The sequence below is a fragment of the Burkholderia sp. Cy-637 genome (assembly GCF_011753175.1).
GTDB classification, from domain to species: Bacteria; Pseudomonadota; Gammaproteobacteria; order Burkholderiales; family Burkholderiaceae; genus Burkholderia; species Burkholderia gladioli.
Genome location: NZ_VWWC01000321.1, coordinates 1 through 3,238, shown reverse-complemented (window position 1 = coordinate 3,238; position 3,238 = coordinate 1). Strand labels below are relative to the sequence as shown.

General features: G+C 67.6%; 4 protein-coding genes. All 4 read right to left on the bottom strand.

Annotation, left to right across the window (positions count from 1 at the left end; translation table 11 throughout):
• On the bottom strand, positions 1-789 hold a 789-nt coding region (locus tag F3J10_RS35010), incomplete at its 3' end, for a VacJ family lipoprotein (RefSeq protein ID WP_167243994.1).
• Between the two features lie 55 nt (positions 790-844).
• On the bottom strand, positions 845-1,351 hold the full coding sequence (gene mlaD / locus F3J10_RS35005; protein ID WP_025101316.1) for an outer membrane lipid asymmetry maintenance protein MlaD: 507 nt from the start codon (positions 1,349-1,351) through the stop codon (positions 845-847).
• A gap of 15 nt (positions 1,352-1,366) precedes the next feature.
• On the bottom strand, positions 1,367-2,134 hold the full coding sequence (mlaE, locus tag F3J10_RS35000) for a lipid asymmetry maintenance ABC transporter permease subunit MlaE (RefSeq protein ID WP_025101315.1): 768 nt from the start codon (positions 2,132-2,134) through the stop codon (positions 1,367-1,369).
• On the bottom strand, positions 2,131-2,952 hold the full coding sequence (locus F3J10_RS34995) for an ABC transporter ATP-binding protein (protein WP_013696420.1): 822 nt from the start codon (positions 2,950-2,952) through the stop codon (positions 2,131-2,133). The genes mlaE and F3J10_RS34995 overlap by 4 nt, the downstream gene beginning before the upstream one ends.
• Between the last annotated feature and the right edge of the window lie 286 nt (positions 2,953-3,238).

Here is a 3,238-nt window from a genome sequence, read left to right as displayed (position 1 = left end):
ACCCGCTGCCGGCGCCGAGCCGTCCTCGGGCACGTCGTACTTAGGCAGCGCATCGCTGCTGTAGTCGGGCGCGCTGGCCGCCGCCTTGCGCCCGCCGGGGCCGCCCGAGGCGGCGATCAGCGATTGGCGGCGCTGCAGGTAGGCGTTGCGCACGAAGGAATACTTGTCGATCGCGGCCGCGTCGAGCACGTCGCCGGCGCCGAGCAGGTTGGCGCGCGTATTGATCAGGTTCACGCCGAACAGGCTCCAGCTCAGCGCGTCCGGGCTCACGTAGGTGAGCGGATTGCCGGCATAGTCGACCGCCAGGCCCGCCGTGTCGCGCACCGTGCTCGGTCCGAGGAAGGGCAGCACCACGTAGGGGCCCGAGGGCACGCCGTAGTGGCCCATGGTCAGGCCGAAGTCGGCCGTGTGCTTGGGCAGCTTGGCGACGGTCGCGACGTCGAACAGGCCGCCCACGCCGAACACCGTGTTGATCACCACCCGCATGATGTCGCCCACGCCGTCGGCGATGCGCAGCTGCACGAGGTTGTTGGCGGCGATGTAGACGTCGCCGATGTTCGAGAAGAAGTTCGTCACGCTGTCGCGCACCGGCTGCGGCACCGCCCACTGGTAGCCCTTGGCCACGGGCTTGAGCGCGTAGGTGTCGACGGTGTCGTTGAACTTGTACATGGTCCGGTTGAAGCCCTCGAACGGATCGCCCTTGGTGGGCGTCTGGACGGTGGCGCAACCGCTCATCGCGGCAACGGCCGCGACGGCCAGAACCGTGTTCCTGAGGCGCATGGTCTGCATGATGGTGTTCCCTCTTCTCTTTTCTCTTGTTTCGCCGTGGGGATGATGGCGCCGCCTAGTGCGCGCCGGCCCCCGATGCCGCGGCCGGTTTCGCACCGCCCGCATCCGCTGCCTTGCTGTACAGGAACTGCCCGATCAGATTCTCCAGCACGATCGCCGACTGCGTCATCGAGATCGTGTCGCCGGCCTTCAGCATCTCGGTGTCGCCGCCCGGATCGAGCCCGATGTACTGCTCGCCGAGCAGGCCCGAGGTCAGGATCTTCGCGGAGGAATCCTTCGGAAACTGGTATTGCTTGTCCAGGTCGATGGTCACCACCGCCTGGTAGGTGTTGGTGTCGAAGCCGATCGCGCCGACCCGGCCCACCACCACGCCGGCGCTCTTGACGGCCGCGCGCGGCTTGAGCCCGCCGATATTGTCGAACTTCATCTTGACGGGATAGGTCGGCTGGAACGACAGCGAGCTCATGTTGCCCACCTTCAGCGCGAGGAACAGCAGCGCCAGGAAACCCAGCACCACAAAGAGGCCGACCCAGAAGTCGAGAGCAGTCTTTTTCATCGTCATCTCTGTATTGGCCGACTAGCTGAACATCAGCGCGGTCAGCAGGAAATCGAGGCCGAGTACGGCGAGCGAGGCGTACACGACGGTCTTGGTGGTCGCGCGCGACACGCCCTCGGGCGTCGGCTTCGCCTCGTAACCCTGGTAGAGCGCGGTGAAGGTGACGGCGAAGCCGAACACCACGCTCTTGAGCACGCCGTTGCCGACATCCGACCAGACGTCGACGCCGCCCTGCATCTGCGACCAGAACGCGCCCGGATCGACGCCGATCAGCACCACGCCGACGACATAACCGCCGAGCACGCCGACCGCGCAGAAGATCGCGGACAAGAGCGGCATGGTGATGATGCCGGCCCACATGCGCGGCGCGACCACCGTCTTGATCGGGTCCACCGCCATCATCTCGAGCGCGGTGAGCTGCTCGCCGGCCTTCATCAGGCCGATCTCGGCGGTCAGCGAGGTGCCGGCGCGGCCCGCGAACAGCAGCGCGGTGACCACCGGGCCGAGCTCGCGCACCAGCGAGAGCGCCACCAGCAGCCCGAGCGACTGCTCGGCGCCGTAGCGGTTCAGCGTGTAGTAGCCCTGCAGGCCCAGCACGAAGCCGACGAACAGCCCCGACACGGCAATGATCACGAAGGAGTAATTGCCGAGGAAGTGGATCTGCTTGGTGACCAGGCGCGGGCGGCGCAGCAGCGCGAAGCATTCGAGCACCAGCCGCACGAACAGCCGCGAGGCATAACCCGTGCGTTCGAGGCCACCGACCACGTAACGACCGATTGCACTGATCATCGCCGCCCTCCGCCAAGGCCGAAGTCCGCGTCCAGCGGCGGGCTGGTGTAGTGGAACCGGAACGGGCCGTCGGGCACGCCGTCGATGAACTGGCGCACGCTCGGCTCGGTCGAGGCGCGCAGCTCGTCGGGCGTGCCCTGGGCGAGCACGCCGCCGTTGCCGAGGAAGTAGACGTAGTCGGCGATCGCGAACGATTCGGGCACGTCGTGGGTGACCAGGATCGAGGTCGCGCCGAGCGCCTGGTTCAACGTGCGGATCAGGTTCGCGGTGATGCCCAGCGAGATCGGGTCGAGCCCGGCGAAGGGCTCGTCGTACATGATCAGCTGGGGATCGAGCGCGATCGCGCGCGCCAGCGCGATGCGGCGCGCCATGCCGCCCGACACCTCGGAGGGCATCAGGTCGCGCGCGCCGCGCAGGCCGACCGCGTTGAGCTTCATCAGCACCAGGTCGCGGATCAGCGGCTCGGGCAGGTCGGTATGCTCGCGCAGCACGAAGGCGACATTGTCGAACACCGACATGTCGGTAAAGAGGGCGCCGAACTGGAACAGCATGCCCATCTTGCGGCGCAGCGCATAGAGGCCGTCGCGCGACTGCGCGCCGACATCGGCGCCGTCGAACAGCACCTGGCCGCGGCTGGCCCGCACCAGGCCGCCGATCAGTCGCAGCACCGTCGTCTTGCCACAGCCGGACCCGCCCATCACCGCCACCACCTGCCCGCGCCCGAAGCGCAGGTTCAGATTCGACAGGACGAGCCGGTCACCGCCATAGCCGAAATCGACGTCGCGAAGTTCCAGCAGGGACTCGGAAGGAGAGCTCACGGAGCTGACAATCCTGTTACGCAGAACGCCGAATTATAGGGCCTGCCTTGAATTGCTGTCGCGCACGTGTGCGGCGCGGCAATTTCGGCGTCGCGCCAATCGTTACACGATGTAACCGGGCGGCGCCCCGGCGGGCCCGCTCGACAAGGGCCGGAGCAGCCCGCGGAGCATGCTGCGGCGCGGTACGGCGGGGTTCGCGCCGGCCGGGCGGGAGGTCCGGCTGGGCGCTCCCGGCGCCGGCCGGCGACGCGCCATGAAACGCTGCGTCACGGAAATCGCGACAATA

Bases quoted from the DNA above. Each gene is read 5' to 3' on its own strand.
- mlaD (WP_025101316.1), bottom strand. From the start codon at position 1,351: ATGACGATGAAAAAGACTGCTCTCGACTTCTGGGTCGGCCTCTTTGTG.
- mlaE (WP_025101315.1), bottom strand. From the start codon at position 2,134: ATGATCAGTGCAATCGGTCGTTACGTGGTCGGTGGCCTCGAACGCACG.